The sequence below is a fragment of the Halomonas rhizosphaerae genome (assembly GCF_030012485.1).
GTDB lineage: Bacteria > Pseudomonadota > Gammaproteobacteria > Pseudomonadales > Halomonadaceae > Halomonas > Halomonas rhizosphaerae.
The window spans coordinates 41,455-65,873 of sequence record NZ_JASCQQ010000038.1 but is presented as its reverse complement, the minus strand read 5'-3'; the positions used below and the strand labels follow the sequence as shown (position 1 = coordinate 65,873).

Genomic DNA, 24,419 nt, shown 5'->3' with positions numbered 1-24,419 from the left:
TTCTTCTGTGGTCGAATTGTCGCGTGTCTGACAGAAAGTAGCGCAACCTCAGAGGGTTGCGCTACCCGGCGCGGGAGACTCCTTCAACGCCGTCGGCCGCGGCGTGGTGGCGCCAGCGGGAGCGGCGGTGGTGCCGATAGTAGGCCGCCAGCACGCCCGAGCGCACCACGGCAAAGGCCAGGAAGGCCAGCCACAGGCCGTGGTTGCCCAGGGGCGTGGTCAGCCACCAGAGTGGCAGGTAGACGGCGAGTCCTGCATAGATGCTGTTGCGCATCTCGCGGATCGCCGTGGCCCCGATGAAGACGCCGTCCAGCAGGTAGCTCCACACCGCCACCAGCGGCATGACGACCATCCAGGGCAGATAGTCGCCGGCGGTGGACCGCACCTCCGGCAGGCCGGTGAGCAGCGCGATCAGCCACTCGCCCCCCAGGGCGAAGGCCAGCGCGGCCAGCCCCGCTGTGACCAGCGAGAAGCGCGCGGCACTGCGGACGACCTGGCCGAACTCGTCGAAGCGCCGGCGGCCCACGGCACGGCCGGCCAGCGCCTCGGCGGCATGGGCGAAGCCGTCCAGCGCGTAGCTGGTCAGCATGATGAACTGCAGCAGTACGGCATTGGCCGCCAGCACCGTATCGCCCTGGGCGGCGCCGCGGGAGGTGAAGAAGGCCATGGCGAACAGCAGGCCCAGGGTGCGCACGAAGAGGTTGGCGTTGACCCGGAAGAGTTCGCCATAGGCGGCCAGGCGCAGCAGTCGTTCGCGCAGGAAGCGCCCTTCCAGCAGCTTGAGCTGGCGCGAGACCAGCCAGAGGCCGAAGGCCAGTGCCGTGTAGTCGGCGAGCACCGTGGCCCAGGCCACGCCGTCGCTGGTCATCCCCAGCCCCACCACAAACAGCAGGTCGAGGGCGATGTTGACGCCGTTGGTCAGCACCAGGATGGCCAGCGTTACCCGTGAGTTCTGCTGGCCGAGGAACCAGCCGAGGATGGCGTAGTTGGCCAGCACCGCCGGGGCGGAGAGCAGGCGGATGCGGGCGTACTCCGCGGCCAGCGCCGTGGCCACCTCGCTGCCGTCGAGCAGCCACAGTCCGAGGGTCACCAATGGGCCACCGGCGAGGATCAGCCACATACCGATCACCAGGGCGAGCAGTAGCGACTGGCCGAGCAGGTTGCGCACCTCACCGTCCGCCTCGCGGCCCACCGCCTGGGAGGTGAGGCCGGTGGTGCCCATGCGCAGGAAGCCGAAACCCCAGTAGAGGAAGCTGAACAGCGTCGCGCCCAGGGTCACCCCGGCGAGATAGCGCGAGTCGGGCAGGTGGCCGACCACGGCAGTATCCACCAGCCCGAGCAGCGGCACGGTGATGTTGGAGAGGATGATCGGCCAGGCCAGCGAGAGGATGCGCTGTCGCGTGCCCGCGCGGGCAGTGGTCGTGGGCGACGTCACGGCGGGGTCCTTGGCGGTGAAACGGGGCAGGGTGGCGTGTCCCGGCCCGGAACGCAACGGCCCCGCCGATGGGCGGGGCCGTCGAGGGCGTGTGTCAGGGGCTAGAAGCGGTAGCCCAGGCTGGCGGAGAAGAGGTCGACCTCGAAATCCTCGCCGCTGTCGCTGATGTCGTAGCGCTCGTACTCGGCACGCATCATGACCTGGTCGATCTCATATTCGGCGCCGATGCCATAGAAGGGATCGGTGCCGTCTTCGCCGGCAGTTTCACGATAGTAGGTGCCATCGACCGTCGCATTCCCATCGATGTCGGCATCCCAAGCGATCATCCCCAGCTTGCCATGGACACTGAAACCATTTTGGATCGGTAGCTTGCCGACCAGAGCTGCTGTGAAGCCATCGATACCTAGCTCCAGATTGACGCTATCGCTCCCCTCAGCGCCACTGGCTGAGAAATCTCCAAGGTCTACATAGCTAGCTTCTACAGCAAAGTTGGGGTTGAACTGGTAACCGGCAAATAGCTTGTAACCGGTATCGCTGTCATCGGTGTTGAATCCGTTGCGATCAAGCCAGCTCAGTCCCTCATTGTCCAATGAAGCATGACCGATCCCGGCACCCAGGTAGGGCCCCTCGGCAGGGTTGTACTGATAGCTCTGGGCGAAGGCGGGCGAGGCGACCAGGCCGGCCAGGGCGGCGGTGGCGATCAGGCGTTTCATCATGCGCTCCTTTGCATGGGGCGGGCGGGGCCCGCGGGGTTGGGCATGCGGCGAAAGCCGGCTACCCTGATGTAAGATCCTGTGAAAGGATGTAACTTTGAAGATTCTAGGTGCTAATTCGAATGAATGCCATGGTCCGGCGGCGGCCGGCAGGGCGACAATCCAGGCGACAGGGTAGGGAGCGAGGATGATGAAGCGACTGGGCAAGAGCACGATGTTTGCCATGCTGGCGCTGGTGATGCTGCTGGGCAGCCTGCCGGCCGTGGCACAGGGAGAGCGCATGGAGGCCCAGCCCAGCGGCGGGGCGATGATTGCCGATGCGGTCGTCGCCCGGCCGCTGCTGGCGGCGGCCACGGTGGGCGGTACGGCGATCTTCCTGGTGTCGCTGCCGTTCACCGCCCTGGGGGGGAACGTGGACGGGGCGGCGGAGACCCTGATCAAGACCCCGGCCGAGGCGGCCTTCCGGCGCTGCCTGGGGTGCAAGGTGAGCAGGCGCGCCGACGAGATGTAGGCCGGCTGCAGGCGACGGCCAGTCCCTCTGCGTTCTTGACAGGATAACCGGGCAAAAGGGGCTGAGTTTTTGCTGCTCCAGACAACGGCGCCCCGCTCATCGAGCGGGGCGCCGTCGGTTGTGCTGGCGTCGAACGGGGTCAGGCCGCGGTGATGAGGTGGTACTTCTCCATCAGCGCCTCACGGCTCTCCTTGTGCTCCGGGTCCAGCGGAATGCAATCCACCGGGCAGACCTGTTGGCACTGGGGCTCGTCGTAGTGGCCGACGCACTCGGTGCACAGGCCGGGGTCGATGACATAGATCTCTTCCCCCGGCGAGATGGCGCCGTTGGGGCATTCGGGTTCGCAGACGTCGCAGTTGATGCACTCATCGGTGATCATCAGGGCCATGGGGTACCTCACGGATGTCGCTGGCCAGCAAGCGGTCCCGGGAAGTGGGTAATCCCGAGTTTCCTGGTCAGGTATTGTAATGGCTCTTCAGCGTCTCGGCGACCCTGGGATGCACGTGCTTGGAGACATCGCCGCCGAGCCGGGCGATCTCGCGCACCAGCGTCGAGGAGATGTAGGAGTTCTCCACCTCCGGGGTCAGGAAGACCGTCTCCAGCTCCGGCATCTGGGCGCGGTTCATGTTGGCCAGCTGCAGCTCGTACTCGAAGTCCGACACCGCCCTCAGGCCGCGCAGCAGCACTCGTGCCTTCTGCTGCTTCATGAATTCGGTCATCAGCCCCGAGAAGCCGACCACCTCGACGTTGTCGAGGCCGGCCACCACCTCCTGGGCCAGGGCGATGCGGGTATCGAGGTCCAGGGCAGGCCCCTTGCCGGGGCTGGTGGCGATGGCCACTACCACCTTGTCAAACAGCCGGGCGGCGCGTTCGATCAGGTCGAGGTGGCCGTTGGTGATGGGGTCGAAGGTGCCCGGATAGATGGCGGTGTTCATCACGCTTCTCCCTCGTCGAGTCGTCCGAAGGGGTTGTCCACGGCCAGCGATACCTCCTGGGCATAGCCGGGAATGCGGATGGCGTCCCGGCCGACGTCGAGCTCGGGTCCCTCCAGCACGCCCTCGCCGAAGCGATAGCGGACCTCGAAATGGCCTCGGTCGGCGGCCCGATGAAAGGCCGCAGCGACCTCCCGGGTGGCCTCGCGGCGCATCTGCCAGGCGGCCATGGCGGTCTCGCCGTGGCGCTGGGCCATCAGTCGCTCGGTCACCGCAGGAGAGAGCACCACGCCGGTGGCATTGTTGCCACCGAAGCCCTTGGCGTTGATGAAGGCGGCATCCGCGACGAAGGGCAGTGGGTCGCGGAACAGCTTCAGACGTTCGGCATGGACGTCGTCGGCTACCGCATCCAGGGTGAAGATGCCCGGCAGCAGCCCGTGAGCGAAGCTGCCCAGGGCGCTGGTCAGCTGGTCGCCGGCGGCACTGCCCTGGGAGTGGCCGACGAAGGCCTTCACCGCCACCACCGGCCATGCCGTGATGCCGTGGGCGCGGGCCACCTGGTCGAAGACGTGGGACTCGGTGATACGGTTCTTGGGCGTGCTGGTGCCATGAGCATGGAGGAAGGTGCGCTCGCGCAGGGCCTTCTCGCCGAGCATGTCGCGCACCAGCGCGGCCCCCTTGGCCAGGGAAATATAGTTGCCGATGCCGGGGGCGGAGATCGAGCGCTTCCAGCCGTCGGCATTGACGAACACGCCCGGCACGCTGCCGAGGACCTCGGCACCGGTCTCCAGGGCCAGGGCGTCGTCCATCAGCATGATGAACTGGCTGGACTCGCCCATGGTGAAGCCGCAGTTGCGGGCGAAGGGACGGCAGGCACGCTGATAATCGGCGTCGGTGAGCAGCTCCAGGGCATCCAGGGCCTTGAGGCCGTCATCATCGGCGAGTGCGCCCATGGTGCGGAAGCCCTCGATGACCTCGGGCGTGATCGGGGCATCGGCGGTGCCCACCAGCACGACCCGGCGCCGCCCGGCACGGATGTCGTCCACCCCCAGGCGCAGGTTGTAGAGGAAGCTGGCGCAGGCGCCCAGGGCCGCCCCGGTGCCGCCGACGCTGCCCAGTACATAGGCATTGATGAAGTCGGCGGGCATCTGGCCGTAGCCCAGCGGCATCTGCTTGGAGGTGGCGCGCTTGCCGGAGACGAAGCTCTTGAGCAGGCCGCCCCAGCCCTCGTCGTCGAGCTGACCGATGGAGTTGCCGGCATAGACGGCAACCTCGTCGGGGTCCAGGCGGTCGCGCAGCCCATCCCACTCGAGTCCGCTGTCGCCCAGACAGTCGCTGGCGGCGAAGACGGTCATGGAGAGCCCGCGGGGGTGGTGCACGCTGCGGTAGAGTCGGCTGGGCTCGAACCCCGAGGGCAGCTGGCCGGCGGCGCGCACCTGGGCCGGGCGCGTCTCGGGCAACATCACTTCCATGGTGCCGGCCGGGACGGTGACCTCGAGGCTCTGACGGTCCAGTTCCTTGACCTGCCAGGTGGGGGGCAGGTCGTCGGGCAACTGCCGGCGACGGATGCGGAAGGTCAGCGGAGTGTCCAGCGCCAGGCTCGCCTTGCGGTTGGCCGGCAGGCCCTCCTCGTTGAAGCGGGGATCCTCGATGCGCCGGATCAGGGTGTGGTCGAGCACCTGCTGGCGGGTCTGCTCGACGATCCCGGCGGCGTCCAGCGGCCGGCCCTCGGCGTCATGCCAGGCGCCATCCGCCTGGCAGTCGGCCAGGCGCATCATCGCCGCCAGGCCCAGCAGGGTGCTGGCCTGGTCGTCGTCGGACAGGGCGTCGAGCACGGTGCGGCGAAACGCCTGGTGGCCCGAGGTTCGGCCGGCGGGATTCACGCCGCCCATGCCGACGATCACCGGTAAGTGTGGCAAGCCGGGTTCCTCGTTGTGCGGTTGATATCGTGGCTGCATTTAGTCGCTGTCAGGCCATGGATCATAGCACCCGGCCCGTGGCGGCGTCATGCCGGCGCCCCCTGCGCGGGGGGCTTGCGGCTGGTAGAATGCTTCCCCTTTCCGTTTACGCCGAGCCCGCTGACATATGACTGCCCGTTCGCGATCCATCGTCAGCCGCCAGACCGGCCCCCACGAGGACCTGGCCCGCCGCGTGGCGCGGGCCCTGGCGCATCCCCTGCGCAAGCCATTCGCCGAGCACACCCGCGAGGCCTTTGCCCGGGCCCGCGACTGGCTCGAGCGCCGCGATGGAGCGTCATTGATCCTGGATGCGGGATGCGGCGTGGGACTCTCGACGCGCCGGCTGGCCGAGAAGTATCCGGCCGCCGCGGTGATTGGCGTCGACCGCAGCGCCGACCGCCTGTCCCGGGACCATGGCCGGCTGCCGGACAATGCCCTGCTGGTGCGTGCCGACCTGGTGGATTTCTGGCGGCTGGCCCTGGCCGAGGGATGGCGGCCGGTGCGTCACTACCTGCTCTATCCCAACCCCTACCCCAAGGCCGCCCACCTGAAGATGCGCTGGCAAGGGCATCCGGTGCTGCCGGTGATCCTGGCCCTGGGCGGCCGGCTGGAGCTTCGCTCCAACTGGCGGCTCTACGTGGAGGAGTTCGCCCTGGCGGTGACCCAGGCCACCGAAGTGGCAGCCGAGGCGGCACCCTTCGTGCCGGGCGAGGCCTGCCTGACGCCCTTCGAGCAGAAGTACCATGGCAGCGGACAGGCGCTCTGGCGGCTGGTGGTCGAGTTGCCCCACGCTCCCGGGCTGGTGCCCGGGGGCGCGCTGCCGGCCGCCGGGGAAGAAGGATGATGGCGTTCCTGTTCCTGGCCCTGGCGATCGTCGCCGAGGTGATCGCCACCAGTGCGCTGAAGGCCTCGGAGGGCTTCACACGGCTGTGGCCCAGCGTCACGGTGGTGGTCGGCTATGGGCTGGCCTTCTACCTGCTCGCCCTGGTGCTGCGCACCATGCCCGTGGGCATCGCCTACGCCTTCTGGGCGGGGCTCGGCATCGTGCTGGTGACCCTGGTGGGCATCCTGGTCTATGGCGAGAAGCCGGACCTCCCGGCATTGCTGGGCCTCGCCATGATCGTTGGCGGCGTGGTGGTGATCCAGGTGTTCTCTTCCGTCTCATCCCATTAAGCTGAGGCCTCTCATGCTGCCTGGAGGTCCCATGCTCCGTCGCCCGCTGCTCTGCGTCCTGCTGACGCTGCTGCCGCTCTTCGCCCAGGCGAGCGGCTTCACCCGCCTGGCCGAACTCGCCGACAAGGGCTTCCTGCTCGGTGCCGAGGCCCGCTTGCTGAACAGCGGCGAGGTCCTGGGCGCCATCGGGCCCGAGCGCCAGCTGTCACCGGCTTCGGTGTCCAAGGTCTACCTGGCGGCGGCGGCGCTGGAGCGCTGGGGGCCGCAGCACCGCTTCTCCACCCGGCTGGTAAGTCTGGCCGAGCCCGGTGCGGACGGGGTGCTGCACGGTGACCTGGTGCTCGACGGCGGGGGCGACCCTATGCTGACCAGCGAGGACCTGTGGCGGCTCACGCAGCGGCTGCACCAGGCCGGCGTGCGCCGGGTCGAGGGACGCCTGGTGGTCAGCCAGTGGCGCTATGGCCCGGTGGAGTGCATCACCACCGACCGCTGTCAGGCCCATTCCCGGGTGGCCAACGCCTACAGTGCGCTGCTCTCGTCGGCCGGGGTGAACCATGGCAGCTGGTGCGTCAACGTGGCCCCCGCCGCCGTGCCCGGCGAGTCCGCCCGCATCACCAGCTGCGACAGCCAGGCGCCGATCGTCGGGATCGACAACCGCGTCGAGACGAAGCCCGACGACAGCGGCACCCGGCTCAATGCCGAGCGGGTGCTGCGCGACAGCGGCGACGTGATGGTGGTGAGCGGACAGATCTCCACCAATGCCCGCCCCCGGTCCATCTACCGGGCCAGTTCCGACCCGGCGCGCCAGAGTGCGGCCACCCTGCTGGCGATGCTGGAACAGGCCGGAATCCGCGTGCGTGACGGTGCCGGGGTGGCGTCCACCGAGCCGCCGGCCGAGGCCCGCTCCCTGGCCGAGGTGGAGAGCGAGCCGCTGCAGGAGCTGCTGCTGCGCACCCTCAACCACTCCAACAACTTCATGGCCGACCAGCTGGCGCTGAACCTGGTGGAATCCCCCCGCGCCGGCCTGGTGCAGGCCGGCGGGGCGCTGGAGGCCTTCGTGACTGGTCTGCCCGACCATGGTCCCGTGACCCTGCGCAGCGGCAGCGGTCTCACCCCCGAGAACCGCACCTCGGCGGCGGGCATCACCGCCCTGCTGGAGAGCATGTACCGTCGGCCGGCACTCTTCCCCAGTTTCGTCGCTGCCCTGCAGTCGCCGGCCAACGGCGTGATGCGCTTCCTGCGCCGCGGATCAACGACCTTCCAGCAGCATGTGATGCTCAAGACCGGCACCCTCAACCAGCCGGTGGCGGTGCGCGCCGTGGGCGGCTACTTCCGCACCCGCAGCGGGCAGTGGGGCGTGTTCGCGGCGATCGTCAACGGTACCTCGAACACCCCCTGGCTCAACTGGCAGCAGGTACTCGACCCATTGGCCGCCGACCTCGAGGAGATGATCGATGCCCACTGATACCCCGGACCTCGCGACATGAAGCCAGGACACACCGGCTGGCAGCACCTGGTGCACTCCACTCGCTACTCCCTCAAGGGACTCAGGGCTGCCTTTCGCAACGAGGCAGCCTTCCGCCAGGAGCTCGGGGTCTGCCTGGTCCTGCTGCCGCTGGCCTGGTGGATCGGCCAGGGGCCGGTAGAGTGGATCCTGCTGGTGGGTAGCTGCCTGCTGGTGCTGATCGTGGAACTGCTCAACAGCGCCATCGAGAACGTGGTGGATCGCATCGGCACCGAGCACCATGAGCTCTCTGGGCGCGCCAAGGACATCAGTTCGGCGGCCGTGATGCTCTCGCTGTTGATCGTCGGCCTGACCTGGGGCTTCTTGGTCTGGCAGAAATTCCTCGCCTAGGTTATGGAGCAGGGCTGGCTTCGCTATGCTGGAGGCATTCGAGAACCGGATGCGAGATGCCCATGGCCCTGCCCGATGACTTCCTGCCGCTGGATGACATTCCCGAGCCCCTGAGGGCTCCCCTGGCGCACGCTCGCGACAGGCTGGCGAGCTCGCTGGAGCAGGCCGACAACCTGGCCGACATGAACGGCAGCGACTCCCCGCTGGAGGACTGGCTGGCGCTGTCGGATGAGCGGCGCCGTCAGTTGTCGCGGGTGCTGGCCGTCTCGACCTTCGCCGCCGAGACCCTGGTGCGCTATCCAGAGTGGCTGTTGCACCTGGATGCCAGCGGCGAACTGGACGCAACGCCCTCCGCGGAGGCCCAACGAGACTGGCTCGACGAGAGGCTGGAGGTCGCCGAGGACGAGGAGGCCCTGCATGGCGCCATCCGCCGTTTTCGTCGCGCACGCATGCTGGGCATCGTCTGGCGTGACCTGACCCGCCCCCCGGGCATCGACATGTGGGAGACCAGTGGCGCGGTGTCGCGACTCGCCGAGACCTGCGTGGAGGCGGCTCTGGCCTGGCTCGAGGCGCATTTCGCGCCGCGCTGGGGGTGGCCCGCCCCGCGTCGCGACGGCAGCGAGCAGCGGCTGGTGGTGCTGGGCATGGGCAAGCTCGGTGCCGGCGAGCTGAACCTCTCTTCCGATATCGACCTGATCTTCGCCTTCCCCGAGAAGGGCGAGACCGAGGGCGGTCGCAAGTCCCTGGAGCACCAGGAATATTTCACCAAGCTTGGCCAGCGGCTGATCACCGCCCTGGATGCGGTGACCGCCGACGGCTTCGCCTTTCGCGTCGACATGCGCCTGCGCCCGCTGGGCGATGGCGGCCCCCTGGTGGGGAGCTTCTCCTCGCTCGCCGGCTACTACCAGGATCAGGGGCGCGAGTGGGAACGCTACGCCATGCTCAAGGCACGGCCGGTGGCCGGCGACCTGGGGGCGGGCGCCGAGCTGTTGTCGAGCCTGCGCCCCTTCGTGTACCGCAAGTACCTCGACTTCGGCGCCATCGAGTCGCTGCGCGAGCTCAAGTCGATGATCAACCGTGAGGTCCGGCGCAAGGGGATGCAGGGCAACATCAAGCTTGGCCCCGGGGGCATTCGTGAGGTGGAGTTCGTGGTCCAGGCCTTTCAGCTGATCCGCGGCGGCCGCGACACCGAACTGCAGGTCACCTCGCTCAAGACCGCCCTGGAGCGCCTGCCCGAGCTCGGCCTGTTGCCCCGGGAGGTCGTCGACGAGCTGATGCCCGACTATGTCTTCCTGCGCGACCTGGAGCATGTGCTGCAGGCCCTGGAGGATCGCCAGACCCAGACCCTGCCCGACGACGATAACGACCGCGAGCGCGTGGCCCTGGCGCTCGACATGGAGGACTGGCCGGCGGTGATGGCACGCCTCGACGAGGTCCGGGAGCGGGTGCGCCGGCACTTCGATGCGGTGATCGCCGAGCCCGAGGAGGAGGTGGACGAGGCCGATGACGCCGACCAGGCCTCCGGTGCCGTCGGCCTGGAGGAGTGGCGCGCACTGTGGCGCGACGAGCTGGAGGAGGACGAGGCCCGGGAGCTGCTGGAGGAGGCCGGCCTGGCGGAACCGGATGCCGCCCTGCGCCGGCTACGGGCGATGCGCCAGTCCCGCCAGGTGCAGGCCATGCAGCGTATCGGCTTCGAACGGCTGGAGGCCCTGATGCCGCTGCTGCTCGATGCCGTGGCCGGCAGCGAGACCCCGGACATCGCCCTGGAGAGGGTGCTTCCGCTGGTCGAGGCGGTGTTGCGACGCACCGCCTACCTGGCGCTGCTGCGCGAGAACCCGGATGCCCTGGGGCACCTGATGAAGCTGTGCAGCGCCAGCCCCTGGATCGCCGCCCAGCTCGCCCGCCATCCCATCCTGCTCGATGAGCTGTTGACCCCGGAGACCCTCTACACTCCGGCCGACAAGGAGCGCCTGGCCGACGAGCTGCGCCAGGCCCTGGGGCGGCTGCCTGAGGATGACGAGGAGGCCCAGCTCGAGGCCCTGCGGGTCTTCAAGCATGCCCAGGTGCTGCACGTGGCGGCCTCCGACATCGCCGGCACCCGCCACCTGATGAAGGTCAGCGACTATCTCACCTACATCGCCGAGGTGGTCCTGGAGGCGGTACTGGCCATGGCCTGGAAGCACCTGACCCGCAAGCATGGCTTCCCGGAACGTCGCGAGGAGGGGCGCTGCGGCAGCGAGCCCGAGTTCCTGGTGGTCGGCTACGGCAAGCTCGGCGGCATCGAACTGGGCTACAGCTCCGACCTGGACCTAGTGTTCCTCCACGATGGTGCCACCCAGGGGACCACCGATGGCAAGCGCCCCATCGACAATGCGGTCTTCTTCACCCGGCTGGGCCAGCGGATCATCCACCTGCTCACCGCGGTGACGCCGGCGGGCAGCCTCTATGAGGTGGACATGCGCCTGCGCCCCTCGGGCAACTCCGGGCTGCTGGTCTCGACGCTCTCGGCCTTCGCCGACTACCAGCGCGAGCAGGCCTGGACCTGGGAGCACCAGGCCCTGGTGCGGGCCCGGGTGGTGGCCGGCCATCCGCGGTTGGCCGAGCGTTTCGACGAGATTCGCGGCGAGATCCTCGGCCGCCAGCGGGATCTCGAGGCGCTGCGCAAGGAGGTGGTGAAGATGCGCCACAAGATGCGCGACCACCTGGGCAGCAAGGGCGAGGGCGACGATTTCGACCTCAAGCACGACCCCGGCGGGATGGTCGACATCGAGTTTCTCTGCCAGTACGCGGTGCTGGCCATGGGCCATGAGACGCCGGACCTCCTGGCCTACAGCGACAACATGCGCATCCTCGAGACCCTGGAGGCCACCGAGCGCCTGCCGGCCGAGACGTGCCAGCGACTGCGCGAGGCCTACCTGGCCTTGCGCACTGCCGCCCACCGGACGGCCCTGACCGGTGGGGCCGGGCGCGGGAGCAACGAGGACTTCCGGGCGCATCGCGAGGCCGTCATCGAGCTCTGGCAGCGCCTGCTCGAACCGCAAGGCCACTGAGCGCGCGGGTTCGACGTGGTGCGCGACAGCAGGCCATCGTTGCCAGCAGGCTGGCGCCGGTGGCCTAGTGGCCAGCCGAGCTGGCTTCGGAGCGTGATCAGACGCCCCGCCTGTCGACGACAGGCGGGGCGTCTTGCGTCTGCGCCATCGCTTTGCCGTTATCACGGAATTCCTCAGTAACAGTTGCCATGGGGCTTCCCCCCCCTGTCATTACAGCGGGTTAACAGGCCGTAGCGCCGCCTTTTCCCAGACATTGCCCCTTCCTCGGGCGAAGCGGGACGGAAAAGTATCCAGATTGGTCATTTCGACAGGATGGTCGCGTTGCGGTGAATCAAGCCTCGGCCCTAAGCTCCCCCTGACCCTGACAAGCCCCTCCGGCGAGTCGGTGAGACCAACTAAAACAAAGCAGGTGACAACATGTTCTACAAAACAGCGCTAGCGACCAGTGTCATGATGCTCTCCGCGGGCCTCGCTCAGGCCGAGGAGTCCTACCGGATCGGCATCACCCAGAACAATGTCGGTGTCGACAGCTACCAGACGACCTATGAAAGCGCCTTCGAGGAGGCGGCCGAGAAGCAAGGCAATGTCGATATCGTAGTGCTCGATGCCGGCGGCGATGTGGCACGTCAGATCGGCCAGATGCAGGATCTCATCCAGCAGAATGTGGATGCCATCATCATCTGGCCAACCAACGGCCAGGCGGTGATCCCGGCCATCCGCCAGGCCCACAAGGCCGGTATCCCCGTCGTGGTGACCAACTCCAAGATCGCCGAGGCCGGCATGGAGTATATCGCCTCCTTCTCCGGCCCCGACAACGTCCAGCAGGGGGCCTCTTCTGCCGAGATGATGTGCGAGGCCCTCGATGGCGAGGGTCAGATCGTGCAGATCGCCGGCCAGCCGGGGTATACCACGGCCATGGAGCGTTCCCAGGGCTTCGAGGAGCGACTGGCCGAGGCATGCCCCGGGATCGAACTCGTGGAGACCCAGCCCGCGGACTGGAACCGCGAGAAGGCCCAGCGGGTCATGGAAAACTTCCTCACCAAATACGATGACATCGACGGCGTCTACGCCGGAGATGACAACATGGGTGTCGGTGCCCTGAATGCCGCCAAGAGCGCCGACCGCGCCGATGAGATCGTTTTTATCGGTGCCACCAATTTCGCCGTGGGCTACGAGGCCATCGAACGTGGCGAGTACTACGGCTCCATCTACCAGTCACCGGTCGATGACGCGGAAGCGGCCCTCCAGACTGCCCTCGACGTGCTGTCGGGAGAGGATGTGCCGAAGATGAACTTCTTCGAGACGCCCAAGATCACCGCCGACAACCTGGCCGAGTTCGAAAAGCCCGTGTTCTGAATATCGTAACTCTCGGGGCACGAAGGGAACTCGTGCCTTCCCGCGTCTCCCCAGGCCAATGGCTCCGCAGCGGTCGATGAAGGCTCTCGCGGAATACCGAAAACCACACTCCGTTGGCCGTGACGAATGGTCAGAAGGTCACACGATTCGGTGGCATGCCCCCGGGTATGCCAGCGGGGCGTCGACTGCAACGGAAACACCCTGGCCTTCAGTCCGTAGCGCCAACATAGGTGAGTATCATGGCTTCTGTAGAACAAGGTAAACAAGCCATCATGCTGAGCAAGAAGCATAAAGCGGGTCTCCTGAACTTTCTTTCCGCTCAGGGCATCCTGGTCTTCTTTCTTCTCTGCATGTTTGCTTTCTCGCTGTTCTCCGAACAGTTCCTCTCCCAGTCAAACATCATGACGGTGGTCCGCCAGGCTTCGATCATCGGTATCATTGCCGTGGGCGTCACTGTGGTCATCATCGGCGGTAACCTGGATCTCTCCGTCGGGTCGATGCTCTCCTTCTCGACGGTGCTGGTCGTCGATCTGCATGACAAGATCGGGCCGGCCGGTGCCATCATCCTGATGTTCGTCCTCACCCTGCTGATCGGAGCCGTCAACGGCTTCCTGATCGGCTTCATGAGGCTGAACTCGCTGATCGTCACCCTGGCGATGCTGTCGGCGATCCAGGGGCTGGTGCTGATCTACAGCGGCGGACAGAACGTCGATATCGCCAACTCGAGCGACACCTGGTTCGCCTTCTTCGGTCGTGGCTATGTGCTGGGTATCGCGGTACCGGTGATCCTCTTTGCCTTGCTGGCGATCATCGTGCAGGTCGTCATGTCCTACACCAGCTACGGTCGGCGCATCTTCGCCGTCGGCGGCAACCCGGCCGCCGCCGTCTACTCCGGCATCCGCAAGAACTGGTGCGTGTTCAGTACCTATCTGATCTCGGCCTTCTGCGTGGCCTGTGCCGCCCTGGTGCTGGGCTCGCGGGTCATGGGGTCCCAGAACAACGTCGGGCAGGGCTACGAGCTGCTGGTGCTGGCCGGGATCATCCTGGGGGGAACCAGCCTGCTGGGCGGCGCCGGCAGCATCTGGAAGACGGTCATCGGGGTATTGATCCTGGGCTTCATCCAGAACGGTCTGCTGCTGGTGGGCTACCCCTATTACACCCAATGGCTCGTCACCTGGGTGATCATCATCCTGGCGGTGTGGCTGGACCTTGCCAACAAGCGCAAGCGTCTGTTCACGACTCACTCCTGAACCTGGTGATCAACATGATTAACGTGAAGGATTTTCTCAAGGGCAGTGGCGTCATCCAGCCGATCTGGGTATTCGTCATCGTCATTACCGTCTTCTTCAGCTTCATGTCGGAGTACTTCCTCTCGGTCGGGAACCTGACCAACATCCTGGTCCAGACCTCGACGATCGGGCTGATCGCCCTGGGCATGACCTACGTGATGATCAACGGCAACATCGACCTCTCGGTGGGCGCCGTCCTGGGGCTGGCGGCATCGCTGTCGGTCGGCCTTCAGGATTATGGCATCACCATCGCGGTCATCGCCGCCCTGGCATCGGGCCTTGTCCTGGGCGCCATCAATGGCCTGATCGTCTGGAAGACCGGCGTCAACGCCTTCATCGTGACCCTGGGGGCGATGATCGGTGTCCGCGGCCTCATCTTCATCTACACCGAAGAGCAGTCCTTCTACGCCACCAACTTCGCCTTCTCCGACTTCGGGACCGCCTCGATCGGGCCGATCCCCGTGCTCGCCATCATCTTTCTCATCTGCACCCTGGTGATGCACCTGGTGCTGAAGAAGACCGGTCATGGGCGCAATACCTTTGCCGTGGGTGGCAACCCCGAGGCCGCCCTGGATGCGGGCATCCGCATCGGCCGTCACATGATGATCAACTTCATCATCGTGGGCTTCTTCGCCGCCCTCGCCGGGGTGCTCCTGGCGACCCAGATGGGGGCTGCCACGCCGAACCTGGGCCGTGACTACGAGCTCTGGACCATCACGGCCGTGGTGCTCGGCGGCACCAAGCTGACAGGTGGATACGGCAGCATCACCGGCACCCTGGGCGGCGTGCTGGCCATCGGGATCCTGCGTAACGGCATGAACCTGATGCAGGTGCCGGCCTTCTACGTGCTGGTCATTCTCGGCGCCATCCTGATCTCGGTGCTGATCATCGACCAGCGGCTCAATGTCCATGCCAGCAAGGGAGTCAGCATATGAGCACTGCAGCCATGAGTCGGAATCCCCGCCACGCTGCGGATTCCCCGAGCCCCGTACTGTCGTTGATCGACATCACCAAGAAGTTTCCCGGTGTGGTGGCCCTGAACAAGGTCAGCTTCGACGTCAGGGCGGGCGAGGTCCATGCCCTGCTGGGCGAGAACGGCGCCGGCAAGTCCACCCTGATGAAGGTGCTGGCCGGCAAGCATCAGCCCAACGGGGGGCAGATCATCCTCGCGGGCGAGGAGAAGTCCTTCGAGAACCCCAAGCAGGCCAAGAAGAGCGGCATCGTGCTAATTCACCAGGAGCAGTCGCTGGTCCCCGAGATGTCGGTGGCGGAGAACATCTTCCTGGGCAGCCTGCCGCTGAAATGGGGCAACCGCGTCGACTGGAAGAAGCTGCACGCCGACAGCACCGAGATACTCAAGCGTCTCAAGTGCACCTTCAGCTCGCGCGACATGGTCAGCAACCTCTCCATCGCCAAGAAGCAGATGGTGGAAATCGCCCGGGCCCTGGTCTTCACCCCCCGGATCGTGGTCTTCGACGAGCCGACGGCATCACTGACCGATCACGAGAAGCCGGTGCTCTACGACATCATCCGCAACCTCCAGGAGCAGGGGGTCGGGATCGTCTACATCTCGCATCGCATGGACGAGATCTTCCACCTCTCCCAGCGCATCTCGGTCCTGCGTGACGGCGAGTACAACGGGACCCTGAATACGGCCGACACCAGCGAGGATGAGGTCACCAAGCTGATGATCGGCAGGACCCTCGAACTCGATCATGCCAGCAAGCCCAGCGAGTTCGGCGAGAAGATGCTGGAACTGCGTCACCTCACCGTGAAAGGGGTGTTCGAGGACGTCAGCTTCAGTGTCCGCAAGGGCGAGATCGTCGGCATGTACGGGCTGGTCGGGGCGGGCCGCTCCGAGGTCGCCGAGACGATCTTCGGCCTGCGTCAGCCATCCGCCGGCGAGATTCTGCTCGAAGGCAAGGCCCAGACGATCCACTCCAGCCACGATGCGGTCGTCAAGGGCATCGCCCTGGTCCCGGAGGATCGCAAGGATCAGGGCCTGATCCTCGGCATGAACTGTCGCGACAACATGACGCTCTCGGCGCTTGGCAGTGTCTCCTCCATGGGCTTCATGAAGACCGGGGAAGAGAAGGTCGTCTACGACAAGTACCAGCAGGCGATGAAGATCAAGACGCCCAGCTGGCGCCAGAAGGTCGGCAACCTAAGTGGCGGCAACCAGCAGAAGATCGTCATCGGCAAGTGGCTGCATACCCATCCCAAGCTGCTGATCCTGGACGAGCCGACCCGCGGCATCGACGTGGGCTCCAAGGCCGAGATCCATGCGCTGATCAAGGAGCTGGCCCGGTCGGGCTATGCGGTGCTGGTGATCTCGTCGGAAATGCCCGAGGTGCTGGGCGTCAGCAATCGCATCATCGCGATGTATGACGGCCGGGTGACGGCGGAATTCGACGGCGATGCCGTATCCGAGGACAAGCTGGTTCAGGCCATCACCGGACAGTACGTCACGGACGCCAGCGGGCCTGCCCCCGCGGCCTCGGCCTGATGTGGCCACGCGAGCCGCGCCCGAGCTTCCCACGCAATCACGAGGACACCACCATGATGCCCTTCATCTACAACGGCCTGCCGTCACGCGTCATCTTCGGCCAGGGAACCCTGTCCCGCCTCGCCGACGAGGTCCGTGAGCTGGGCTGCCAGCGTGCACTCGTCCTGGCAACGCCCGAGCAGGCCGGCCAGGCCCGCGAGGTGCTCGCCCAGTTGGGCGAGCTCGGGGCCGGCCTCTTCGCCGAGGCCAGGATGCACACCCCGGTCGAGGTGACCGACGCGGCGATGCGCCACCTGGAGGAACTCGAGGCGGACTGCACCGTGGCCATCGGGGGCGGCTCCACCATCGGCCTGGGAAAGGCCATCGCGCTGCGTACCGGCCTGCCCCAGGTGGCGATTCCCACGACCTATGCCGGCTCCGAGATGACGCCGATCCTCGGGGAAACCCGGGATGGCCTCAAGACGACCCAGCGCACCCTCGAGGTACTGCCCGAGGTGGTGATCTACGACGTCGACCTGACGCTGGGCCTGCCGGTCGGCATGTCCGGTACCAGCGGCATCAATGCCATCGCCCATGCGGTGGAGGCGCTCTACGCCAAGGACCGCAACCCGGTGGTCTCGCTGATGGCGGAGGAGGGCATTGCGGCCCTGTCGCGCAGCCTGCCGCTGATCGCCAAGGAACCGGCCAACCAGACCGCGCGTTCCGATGCCCTCTATGGCGCCTGGCTATGCGGTGCCTGCCTCGGCTCCGTCGGGATGTCGTTGCATCACAAGCTCTGTCACACCCTGGGCGGCTCCTTCGACCTGCCCCATGCCGAGACCCACACCATCGTGCTGCCCCACGCCGTGGCCTACAACGCCGGAGCCGCCCCGGAGGCGATGTCCCGCATCGCCCGGGCGCTGGGCAGCGACGATGCGGCCGGCGGGCTCCATGACCTGGCGCGCGCCGTGGGCGCGCCACTGGCCCTGGCCGATATCGGCCTGCAGGAAAGCGATATCGACCGGGCGACCGAGATCGCCACGAGCAATCCCTACTGGAATCCACGCGAGATCGAGGCCGACGGCATCCACCGCCTCTTGAGCGATGCCTATGCCGGCCGTCGCCCGACGTCAAGGGAGGTTACCGACGCATGAAGACCCTGCTGACCAATGCCACCGTGGTGACCATGGATCCCGAGATCGGCGATCTGGCCGATGGCCAGGTGCTGGTGGAGGACGACCGGATCCTGGCCGTGGGCCAGGACCTTCCCGCCGAGGGCGCCGAGGTCATCGACTGCCGGGGCGGCATCCTGATCCCCGGCCTGGTCAATGCCCATATGCATACCTGGCAGACGGCCCTGCGCGGCGTCGCCGCCAACTGGACGCTGCTTGAGTACTTCGGCCATGTGCATCGCGGCCTGGCGACCCTGTTCACCCCGGATGACATCCACATCGCCACCCGCATGGGGGCCCTCAACCAGCTCAACTGCGGTACCACCACCCTGGGTGACTGGTGCCACAACAACCCCACGCCCGAGCATACCGATGCGGCGATTCGCGGGCTCGAGGCGTCCGGTATCCGGGCACTGTTCTTCCATGGCTCGCCCAAGCCGGATCCCAAGCCGGGCCAGCCGCACTTCAGCGAGATTCCCCATCCGCGCAGCGAGGTCGAGCGGCTGCTCGCCGGCCCGTTGGGCGACCGCGAGGGGCGCGTGACCCTGGGCCTGGCCATCCTCGGCCCCCACTACTCCACCCTCGATGTCACCCTGCACGATTTCGAACTGGCCAAGGAGTTCGGCCTGGTGGCCTCGATGCACCAGGGCGGCGGCAAGGCCGTCAGCCCCGGTGGCTGGGACGTGATCGAGGAGCAGGGGCTGCTGGGGCCGGACATCAACATCGTGCACGGGCAGAGCCTGGACGACGGACAGCTGGCTCGCTTCTGCGAGCAGGGCGTGACCTTCTCCATCGCCCCGGAGAACGAGATGACCCAGGGGCACGGGTTCCCGATCACCGGTCACGTTCGCCGACACGGCGGCGTCGTCTCCCTGGGGGTGGATCTCGAATCGGTGATCTCCGGGGACATGTTCACGGTGGCGCGGATGGCGCTGGGCATGCAGCGCTCGCTGGACAACGATGCCTCGCGGCGCGAGCAGGGCAGCATTCCCGACACCTCGACCATCCGCACCCGTGAGGCGCTTCAGTGGATCACCCTCGACGGTGCCCGCGCCCTCGGACTCGAGGAGCGCATCGGCAGCCTGACCCCTGGCAAGCAGGCCGACATCGTGCTGCTCGACAGCAGTCGGCTGAACATGCAGCCGGTCAATGACCCGGTCTCGACCGTGGTCATGCAGGCGAGTCTCGCCAACATTGACAGCGTCATGGTGGCGGGAGAGTTCCACAAGCGACACGGCAAGCTGCTGGCGGACGTCGAGGAGGGGATCAGCCAGCTGGCAGCCTCCGGTCACCGCATCTACGCCGAGCTTCAGTCACGCCAACAAGAGGGGGCGTCACAATGACAACTACCACCAAGGTAGCCTGGATCGGCCTTGGCAAGCTGGGCTTGCCCATGGCGACGCGGATCGCCGCCGCCGGCTATCCCGTCCAGGGGTTCGATCTCAGCGCCGAGCGGACAGCGCTGGCCGAGCAGTCCGGCATCAGGGCACAAGATGACCTGGCCTCCGCCGTCGAAGGTTGTGGCCTGGTGTTCGTGTCGATTCCCGATGACCGGGCGCTGCTTGGCCTGACACTGGGGTCGGGTGGGCTGATCGAGGCGATGGCCCCGGGCAGCGTGCTGGTCGAGACCAGCACCGTCAGCATCGAGGCCTCCGCTCGCGTGGCCACGGCCGCCGAGGAGCGGGGCATTGCCTATCTGCGCAGCCCGGTGTCGGGCAACCCGGTCGCCGCCGAATCCGGCACCCTGTCGGCCATGGTCTCCGGGCCGCGCGAGGCGCTGGATGGGGCCGTGCCGGTGATGGCCACCTTCACCAAGGCCCAGTACTGGCTCGGTGACGAGGAACAGGCTCGCTACGCCAAGCTGGCCATCAACCTGATGATCGCGGTGAGCGCCGGAATGATGGGCGAGGCTCTGGCGATGGCCCGCAAGGGCAACATCGGCTGGGAGGCGATGCTGGACCTGATGGCCGACAGTGCCGTGGGCTCGCCGATGGTCAAGTACAAGACCCAGCCGCTGAAGGACCGTGACTTCACCTCCACCTTCTCGGCCGCTCAGATGGCCAAGGACCTGGACCTGATCCTCGGCTGTGCCCATGGGGACGGTGTCGCCGTACCCCTGGCCGCCCAGATGCGCGAGGCCTACAGCTCCCTGATCGGCACGGGGCATGGTGAGGATGACTACATCGCCACGATCCACCACACCGAGCGCCTCTCCGGGCTGCCGGCCATCGAGAGGAAATGACCCCATGCGAAACCTGAATGCAGAGAACATCACGGATGCCGTGATCGAGCAGTTCGCCGGCTGCAGTGACGAGCGCCTGAAGCGCGTGCTGAACAGCCTGGTCACCCACCTGCACGCCTTCATCCGCGAGGTGGAGCCCACCGAGAAGGAGTGGACCGACGCCATCGACTTCCTGACCCGCACCGGCCAGATGTGCGACGACAAGCGTCAGGAGTTCATCCTGCTCTCCGACACCCTGGGCGTGACGATGCTCGTCGATGCCATCAATCATCAGACATCGGACCCGATGGTGTCGGAAAGCACGGTGCTGGGACCCTTCTACGTGGCCGACCCGCCCCAGGTCGCCCAGGGCGAGTCGATCGACTGGAACGTCGAGGGAGAGCCCTTCTTCGTGGAGGGGCGGGTGCATGACGGTCGCGGCGAGCCGCTGGCCAATGTCGTGGTCGATGTCTGGCAATCGGACAGCGAAGGGTTCTACGACGTCCAGAAGGAGCTCGAGAGTGCCTCGCTGCGGGCCAGGTTCACCACCGACGACCAGGGGCGCTATGCCTTCTGGACGGTGACCCCCTCACCCTATCCGATCCCCACCGACGGACCCGTCGGCAAGATGCTGGAAATCACCGGTCGACACCCTTACCGCCCCGCCCATGTGCACTTCATGCTGATGGCCGAGGGCTACGAGACTCTGGTGACCCAGGTCTTCGCCGAGGACGACCCCTATCTCGACTCCGACGCCGTCTTCGGTGTCAAGGATTCCCTGGTCAGGGAGTACGCGTTGCTGCCGCCGGGAAGAGCACCGGATGGACGGTCGATGGAAGTCCCCTTCCGCCATCTGACATACGACTTCGGCCTGAAGGCGAGCCGCTAGTCGCATCGCAAGAGAAACCATCCAGCAACCACCATCCAGCAAGAGGAAAGCGACATGACTGCTATCGACAACACCGCGATCGAGACCCTGTTCACCGAGGCGCGTACCCATAACGTGTGGAAGGACCAGGATGTCAGCGAGGAGAAGCTGCGCGAGCTGTATCACCTGATGCATTTCGGTCCGACCTCCATGAACTGCCAGCCCCTTCGCGTGCTCTTCCTGAAGAGCCAGGAAGCCAAGGAGCGCCTCAAGCCGGCCCTGCTTCCCGGCAACCAGGAGAAGACCATGCAGGCGCCCGTGGTGGCCTTGCTGGGCTACGACACCGAGTTCTACCAGCACCTTCCGCGAATGTTCTCCCACAACAAGGATGCCAAGTCGCTGTTCGAGGGCAAGACGGACTTCATCAATACGACGGCGTTCCGCAACAGCTCCATCCAGGGTGGCTACTTCATTCTTGCCGCCCGCGCACTGGGGCTGAATGCCGGGCCGATGTCCGGCTTCAACAATGCGGCGGTGGATGAGGAGTTCTTCCCCGATGGCCAGGTGAAGAGCAACTTCCTCTGCAATCTGGGGTACGGCGATGCCTCGGCGCTCTTCCCGCGACAGGACCGCTTCAAGTTCGAGGAGGTTTGCGAAGTACTGTGATCCGACCTTCCGGGAGGCGACTCCCGGATACCTCATGAGGCATGCCACGCAAGGGAGGCAATGACCTCCTCCGATTGGGCCGTGATCGCCACGGCCCCTTTTTATATCCGGTCAGAGAGCAGGGGCCTGCATGGTGTACGACTGGCAGTTCATTGTATTGATTATCATCGCCGTGCTGATTACCGGCATTTCGAAATCGGGGTTCGCCGGAGGCGTCGGGGTGGTGGCAGTGCCGCTGATCTCGCTGAAGGCCAGCCCGGCCTTCGCCGTGGCCGTCATGCTGCCGCTGCTGATCGTGATGGACCTGTTCAGCCTCAAGGCCTGGTGGCGCCATCATGTGGGGTCCGTTCTGTGGCTGATGTTTCCCCCGGCGGTGCTGGGTGTGGCGGTCGGCTACCTGACCTATGGCCGCTTCGATCAGGAGCTGCTGAAGGTGATGCTGGGGGTGTTCTCGATCCTGTTTGGCCTGTGGGGACTGCTCAAGCCCCTCCGAGGCCGCGTCATGCCGGTCTGGGTCGGCGGGCTGAGCGGCGGCATCGCAGGCTTCACCAGCTTCATCGCCCATGCCGGGGGGCCGCCGCTCAACTTCTACCTGCTGCAGTGCCGGCTCTCCAAGGAGCAGTTCCTGGGAACCGCCGTGGTCTTCCTGGCCGCCACCAACCTGGTCAAGCTGGTGCCCTACGGCATGCTTGGCCTGCTGAATGTCGCGAACCTCACCATCGCGCTGCTGCTGATCCCGGTGGCCTGGCTGGGGGTGCGCCTGGGGCTGGTCATACAGAAGCGGCTGAGCGGCGAGCTCTTCTTCCGGATCATCCTGGGCCTGCTGATCCTGCTGGGCATGCGGCTGATCGTTGACGGCTGGGGATAGCCGCGTTGGCGTCGCGTTTGCCGCCAGGCGTGAGGCGGCGCTATCTTGTGGCACTCCCTTCTCCCTGCCTCGAGGCGACCATGAGCGACCTCCCCGACGAGAGCCATCCTGAGGGGCCCTACGACAGGCTTTCCCAGACGCCGAGGCCGAAGCTCTCCAATACGGAGCTCTCGCGCTTCATCGACTTCATCGAGAAGTTCGAGGAGGAGACCGAGCACTCGCTCTCCCTGAGCCACGGCTACCGGGAGATGCGCATGATGCTCCATCTGATGCGCAACCACCTCGCCGGCCGACTGACGACGCCCACCTCCCTCGCGGATGCGTCCGGGCTCTCCTACGGAACCGCCAAGCGCGGGATCGAGAGCATCATCCAGCGCGGGCTGATCCTGTCACGCCCCAGGACGAAATCGGGCAAGACCGTCTCGCTGCACCCCTCGGCCATGATGATCGACGAGTGGGAGGCCTATGCACACCGGATCAAGGACCTCCTGGGTCCCCTGTTCGGCGTGGACCCGGCGTCGGACACCGGTCGCCGGATGTTCCTCGATGCGGACGCGACGGGTCGCGTGATCTCACCGCCGGCGGTGCTGTCGGCACGGCTCGAACTGAAGGGCGGGCTGCGTGGGCTGATCCACGCCGACCCGACCTTCATGGCGATGCATAACCTCAAGCAGCAGCTGGAGTCCATCTTCGGCCTCGAGATCCACAACTCCGCCCGCTCGATCGACGACCTGCTCGACGCGATCCTGGCCAATGCCGGCCGCGCGAAGTCTCGCTACGACCTCGTCGCCTGCGACCTCCCCTGGTTCGGCGAACTGGCGTCGAAGGGAATCCTGCTGCCCCTCGACCGCTTCATGCGTCGCGATGCCTACGACCTGTCTGACTTTCATCCGGTCGCCGTCCAGAGCTCGCGCTACGCCGGGCGGCAATACGGTATTCCCCTGCAGACCACGCCGGAGCTGCTCTGTTACCGGAAGGACATATTCGAGCAGGCACAGCTCGAGCCCCCGTCGACGACCGAGGAACTGGTCAAGGCGGCCAGGCGCTTGCACGAACCCGCCCGGGGGAGATACGGCATCGCCTGGAACGCCGCGCGAGGAACGCCGCTGGGCCACACCTTCAGCTTCCTGATGGCCAAGTTCGGCCAGCCGATCATCAATCTCCGCCGCCGCGAGGGGGGCTATGACTTCCAGCAGGCGTCCGGGGAGGAATTGCGGCCGATGTTCCAGTCGGATGCGGCCTACCGCGCCTGCGAGTACATGCTCGATATCCTCAAGTACTCACCGCCCAACATCCTCAACATGGCCTGGTATGAGCGAGCCCAGTCCTATGCGAGCGGCGAAGCCTGCATGGCCTACTGTTATACGCTGCTGGCCCCGCTCATCGAGTTCGATCAAGCGTCACCGGCCTGGGGACAGACCGGCTATCTGCCGCACCCCGTTGGTAACCATGGCCGTCCGATCACCCCGATCGGAGGCTATGCCCTGGCCATTCCGGCCAACCTTTCGGAGGAGCGGATCGAGAATGTCTGGACGGCTCTTCGTCACCTCACCTCGGCCAACATGTCCAAGCTCTACATCCTCAACGGCAGCCTGGTGACCCCGCGCTTCAGCGTCAGCCAGGACCCGGAGGTCTCGGCGCTGTCGCCGCTGATCGAGATCGTGGATGACATGGCGAGGAAGGACATCCTGCAGGCCTGGCCGCGGCCCCCGGTGCCGGGTATCACTGACGTGATCAGTATTGCCGGGCACGAGATCTTCGAGGTGCTGGACGGGCGGCGCTCCATCAAGAAGGCCCTGTCCTTGGCGCAGGACAGGGCCGATCGGGTGATGCGTAACAGGGGATATTACTGAGCCACCCGCCGAGT

General features: G+C 66.2%; 22 protein-coding genes. 17 read left to right on the top strand and 5 right to left on the bottom strand.

Annotated features, from left to right (window positions below):
- Window positions 1–61: 61 nt before the first annotated feature.
- Window positions 62–1,435, bottom strand: a complete 1,374-nt coding sequence (locus QLQ86_RS17760) for an MATE family efflux transporter (protein WP_282817838.1) — start codon at window positions 1,433–1,435, stop codon at window positions 62–64.
- A gap of 101 nt (window positions 1,436–1,536) precedes the next feature.
- Entirely contained in the window at window positions 1,537–2,148 is a 612-nt protein-coding gene (locus tag QLQ86_RS17755; protein WP_282817837.1) for a porin family protein, read from the bottom strand.
- Between the two features lie 187 nt (window positions 2,149–2,335).
- Here QLQ86_RS17755 and QLQ86_RS17750 point away from each other — a divergent pair, with 187 nt between their 5' ends.
- Window positions 2,336–2,659, top strand: a complete 324-nt coding sequence (locus QLQ86_RS17750; RefSeq protein ID WP_282817836.1) for a hypothetical protein — start codon at window positions 2,336–2,338, stop codon at window positions 2,657–2,659.
- A gap of 139 nt (window positions 2,660–2,798) precedes the next feature.
- Here the strand turns inward: QLQ86_RS17750 and QLQ86_RS17745 are convergent, their stop codons facing one another.
- From QLQ86_RS17745 to QLQ86_RS17735, 3 genes are all read right to left on the bottom strand, one after another.
- Window positions 2,799–3,047, bottom strand: a complete 249-nt coding sequence (locus QLQ86_RS17745; protein WP_282734376.1) for a YfhL family 4Fe-4S dicluster ferredoxin — start codon at window positions 3,045–3,047, stop codon at window positions 2,799–2,801.
- A gap of 67 nt (window positions 3,048–3,114) precedes the next feature.
- On the bottom strand, window positions 3,115–3,594 hold the full coding sequence (coaD, locus tag QLQ86_RS17740; RefSeq protein WP_282734375.1) for a pantetheine-phosphate adenylyltransferase: 480 nt from the start codon (window positions 3,592–3,594) through the stop codon (window positions 3,115–3,117).
- Window positions 3,594–5,483 (bottom strand): beta-ketoacyl synthase, encoded by a 1,890-nt coding sequence (locus tag QLQ86_RS17735; protein ID WP_282817961.1) that lies wholly within the window; start codon window positions 5,481–5,483, stop codon window positions 3,594–3,596. Before QLQ86_RS17735 ends, coaD begins: the two co-directional genes overlap by 1 nt.
- Window positions 5,484–5,676: 193 nt before the next feature.
- Here QLQ86_RS17735 and trmB point away from each other — a divergent pair, with 193 nt between their 5' ends.
- From trmB to QLQ86_RS17655, 16 genes are all read left to right on the top strand, one after another.
- Window positions 5,677–6,393 carry a tRNA (guanine(46)-N(7))-methyltransferase TrmB gene (gene trmB, locus QLQ86_RS17730; RefSeq protein ID WP_282817835.1) on the top strand — a complete coding sequence of 239 codons (717 nt, stop codon included), beginning with the start codon at window positions 5,677–5,679 and terminating at the stop codon, window positions 6,391–6,393.
- Window positions 6,390–6,722: a DMT family transporter gene (locus QLQ86_RS17725; RefSeq protein WP_407650118.1), complete on the top strand. Its 333-nt coding sequence runs from the start codon at window positions 6,390–6,392 to the stop codon at window positions 6,720–6,722. Before trmB ends, QLQ86_RS17725 begins: the two co-directional genes overlap by 4 nt.
- A 31-nt stretch (window positions 6,723–6,753) precedes the next feature.
- Window positions 6,754–8,187, top strand: coding sequence for a D-alanyl-D-alanine carboxypeptidase/D-alanyl-D-alanine endopeptidase (gene dacB, locus QLQ86_RS17720; protein ID WP_282817834.1), 1,434 nt, complete (start codon window positions 6,754–6,756; stop codon window positions 8,185–8,187).
- Between the two features lie 18 nt (window positions 8,188–8,205).
- Entirely contained in the window at window positions 8,206–8,577 is a 372-nt protein-coding gene (locus QLQ86_RS17715; RefSeq protein WP_282817833.1) for a diacylglycerol kinase, read from the top strand.
- Between the two features lie 62 nt (window positions 8,578–8,639).
- Window positions 8,640–11,627 (top strand): bifunctional [glutamate--ammonia ligase]-adenylyl-L-tyrosine phosphorylase/[glutamate--ammonia-ligase] adenylyltransferase, encoded by a 2,988-nt coding sequence (glnE, locus tag QLQ86_RS17710; RefSeq protein ID WP_282817832.1) that lies wholly within the window; start codon window positions 8,640–8,642, stop codon window positions 11,625–11,627.
- 417 nt (window positions 11,628–12,044) lie between these two features.
- Entirely contained in the window at window positions 12,045–12,983 is a 939-nt protein-coding gene (locus tag QLQ86_RS17705) for a sugar ABC transporter substrate-binding protein (RefSeq protein WP_282734370.1), read from the top strand.
- Between the two features lie 272 nt (window positions 12,984–13,255).
- A complete protein-coding gene (locus QLQ86_RS17700; protein ID WP_282734369.1) occupies window positions 13,256–14,233 on the top strand; it encodes an ABC transporter permease in 978 nt (325 codons plus the stop codon).
- 14 nt (window positions 14,234–14,247) lie between these two features.
- Window positions 14,248–15,207, top strand: coding sequence for an ABC transporter permease (locus tag QLQ86_RS17695; RefSeq protein WP_282734368.1), 960 nt, complete (start codon window positions 14,248–14,250; stop codon window positions 15,205–15,207).
- Between the two features lie 11 nt (window positions 15,208–15,218).
- Window positions 15,219–16,778 (top strand): sugar ABC transporter ATP-binding protein, encoded by a 1,560-nt coding sequence (locus tag QLQ86_RS17690; RefSeq protein WP_282817831.1) that lies wholly within the window; start codon window positions 15,219–15,221, stop codon window positions 16,776–16,778.
- A 53-nt stretch (window positions 16,779–16,831) separates the two neighbouring features.
- Window positions 16,832–17,911 carry a maleylacetate reductase gene (locus QLQ86_RS17685; RefSeq protein WP_456067104.1) on the top strand — a complete coding sequence of 360 codons (1,080 nt, stop codon included), beginning with the start codon at window positions 16,832–16,834 and terminating at the stop codon, window positions 17,909–17,911.
- Window positions 17,908–19,272, top strand: a complete 1,365-nt coding sequence (locus tag QLQ86_RS17680; protein ID WP_282817830.1) for an amidohydrolase family protein — start codon at window positions 17,908–17,910, stop codon at window positions 19,270–19,272. Before QLQ86_RS17685 ends, QLQ86_RS17680 begins: the two co-directional genes overlap by 4 nt.
- On the top strand, window positions 19,269–20,171 hold the full coding sequence (locus QLQ86_RS17675) for an NAD(P)-dependent oxidoreductase (RefSeq protein WP_282817829.1): 903 nt from the start codon (window positions 19,269–19,271) through the stop codon (window positions 20,169–20,171). The genes QLQ86_RS17680 and QLQ86_RS17675 overlap by 4 nt, the downstream gene beginning before the upstream one ends.
- Before the next feature lie 4 nt (window positions 20,172–20,175).
- Window positions 20,176–21,039, top strand: coding sequence for an intradiol ring-cleavage dioxygenase (locus QLQ86_RS17670; protein WP_282817828.1), 864 nt, complete (start codon window positions 20,176–20,178; stop codon window positions 21,037–21,039).
- A 54-nt stretch (window positions 21,040–21,093) separates the two neighbouring features.
- Complete coding sequence (locus tag QLQ86_RS17665; RefSeq protein WP_282734363.1) at window positions 21,094–21,684, top strand: malonic semialdehyde reductase; 591 nt, start codon at window positions 21,094–21,096, stop codon at window positions 21,682–21,684.
- Window positions 21,685–21,814: 130 nt separating this feature from the next.
- Window positions 21,815–22,552, top strand: a complete 738-nt coding sequence (locus tag QLQ86_RS17660) for a sulfite exporter TauE/SafE family protein (RefSeq protein WP_282734362.1) — start codon at window positions 21,815–21,817, stop codon at window positions 22,550–22,552.
- Window positions 22,553–22,632: 80 nt separating this feature from the next.
- Window positions 22,633–24,405 carry an ABC transporter substrate-binding protein gene (locus tag QLQ86_RS17655; RefSeq protein ID WP_282734361.1) on the top strand — a complete coding sequence of 591 codons (1,773 nt, stop codon included), beginning with the start codon at window positions 22,633–22,635 and terminating at the stop codon, window positions 24,403–24,405.
- Window positions 24,406–24,419: the final 14 nt, after the last annotated feature.

Excerpts from the sequence above, each read along its gene's own strand:
- QLQ86_RS17685 (WP_456067104.1), top strand. The coding sequence starts at position 16,832 with ATGATGCCCTTCATCTACAACGGCCTGCCGTCACGCGTCATCTTCGGC.
- QLQ86_RS17670 (WP_282817828.1), top strand. The coding sequence starts at position 20,176 with ATGCGAAACCTGAATGCAGAGAACATCACGGATGCCGTGATCGAGCAG.
- QLQ86_RS17750 (WP_282817836.1), top strand. The coding sequence starts at position 2,336 with ATGATGAAGCGACTGGGCAAGAGCACGATGTTTGCCATGCTGGCGCTG.
- QLQ86_RS17675 (WP_282817829.1), top strand. The coding sequence starts at position 19,269 with ATGACAACTACCACCAAGGTAGCCTGGATCGGCCTTGGCAAGCTGGGC.
- QLQ86_RS17725 (WP_407650118.1), top strand. The coding sequence starts at position 6,390 with ATGATGGCGTTCCTGTTCCTGGCCCTGGCGATCGTCGCCGAGGTGATC.
- QLQ86_RS17700 (WP_282734369.1), top strand. The coding sequence starts at position 13,256 with ATGCTGAGCAAGAAGCATAAAGCGGGTCTCCTGAACTTTCTTTCCGCT.
- QLQ86_RS17695 (WP_282734368.1), top strand. The coding sequence starts at position 14,248 with ATGATTAACGTGAAGGATTTTCTCAAGGGCAGTGGCGTCATCCAGCCG.
- QLQ86_RS17715 (WP_282817833.1), top strand. The coding sequence starts at position 8,206 with ATGAAGCCAGGACACACCGGCTGGCAGCACCTGGTGCACTCCACTCGC.
- QLQ86_RS17705 (WP_282734370.1), top strand. The coding sequence starts at position 12,045 with ATGTTCTACAAAACAGCGCTAGCGACCAGTGTCATGATGCTCTCCGCG.
- QLQ86_RS17665 (WP_282734363.1), top strand. The coding sequence starts at position 21,094 with ATGACTGCTATCGACAACACCGCGATCGAGACCCTGTTCACCGAGGCG.
- QLQ86_RS17755 (WP_282817837.1), bottom strand. The coding sequence starts at position 2,148 with ATGAAACGCCTGATCGCCACCGCCGCCCTGGCCGGCCTGGTCGCCTCG.
- QLQ86_RS17655 (WP_282734361.1), top strand. The coding sequence starts at position 22,633 with ATGAGCGACCTCCCCGACGAGAGCCATCCTGAGGGGCCCTACGACAGG.
- QLQ86_RS17660 (WP_282734362.1), top strand. The coding sequence starts at position 21,815 with ATGGTGTACGACTGGCAGTTCATTGTATTGATTATCATCGCCGTGCTG.
- QLQ86_RS17680 (WP_282817830.1), top strand. The coding sequence starts at position 17,908 with ATGAAGACCCTGCTGACCAATGCCACCGTGGTGACCATGGATCCCGAG.
- trmB (WP_282817835.1), top strand. The coding sequence starts at position 5,677 with ATGACTGCCCGTTCGCGATCCATCGTCAGCCGCCAGACCGGCCCCCAC.
- dacB (WP_282817834.1), top strand. The coding sequence starts at position 6,754 with ATGCTCCGTCGCCCGCTGCTCTGCGTCCTGCTGACGCTGCTGCCGCTC.
- coaD (WP_282734375.1), bottom strand. The coding sequence starts at position 3,594 with ATGAACACCGCCATCTATCCGGGCACCTTCGACCCCATCACCAACGGC.
- glnE (WP_282817832.1), top strand. The coding sequence starts at position 8,640 with ATGGCCCTGCCCGATGACTTCCTGCCGCTGGATGACATTCCCGAGCCC.
- QLQ86_RS17690 (WP_282817831.1), top strand. The coding sequence starts at position 15,219 with ATGAGTCGGAATCCCCGCCACGCTGCGGATTCCCCGAGCCCCGTACTG.
- QLQ86_RS17745 (WP_282734376.1), bottom strand. The coding sequence starts at position 3,047 with ATGGCCCTGATGATCACCGATGAGTGCATCAACTGCGACGTCTGCGAA.
- QLQ86_RS17735 (WP_282817961.1), bottom strand. The coding sequence starts at position 5,483 with ATGGGCGGCGTGAATCCCGCCGGCCGAACCTCGGGCCACCAGGCGTTT.